Here is a 297-nt window from a genome sequence, read left to right as displayed (position 1 = left end):
GCCTTCTAGCTGCCATGATGGTGTGGGCTATCACCTGGCTGCTCACCCAAAGCCCTCTGGCTTTGTTGCTGTCTCGTCCGCCGCTGCCGCCGATTGTAGGCCTAGCCCCCCGTTCCACCCAGGCGCTGCTGCTGCTGGCCGCCCCTCTCGAGGATTTGCAGGCATTCTGGCAAGCGGCAACCCCCGCTTCCCAACGACGCGCCACCCGCCAGCAGTGGCGGAAGTTCTTCTCTGGCGCAGGCCCGGGCTGGCTGGGAGCCGTGTTGGCGGGGGGGTCCCTGGACTTTGAGCAAGAGG

The 297-nt window shown here is 66.7% G+C and carries 1 protein-coding gene; it reads left to right on the top strand.

Annotation, left to right across the window (positions count from 1 at the left end; genetic code table 11):
* Positions 1–14 precede the first annotated feature (14 nt).
* A partial coding sequence (locus NW835_RS13510) for a DUF3352 domain-containing protein (RefSeq protein ID WP_414415553.1) occupies positions 15–297 on the top strand: 283 nt, incomplete at its 3' end.

It is taken from the genome of Synechococcus sp. OH2, assembly GCF_047462155.1.
Lineage (GTDB): Bacteria > Cyanobacteriota > Cyanobacteriia > Thermostichales > Thermostichaceae > Thermostichus.
This window is presented reverse-complemented; position numbering and strand designations above follow the sequence as displayed.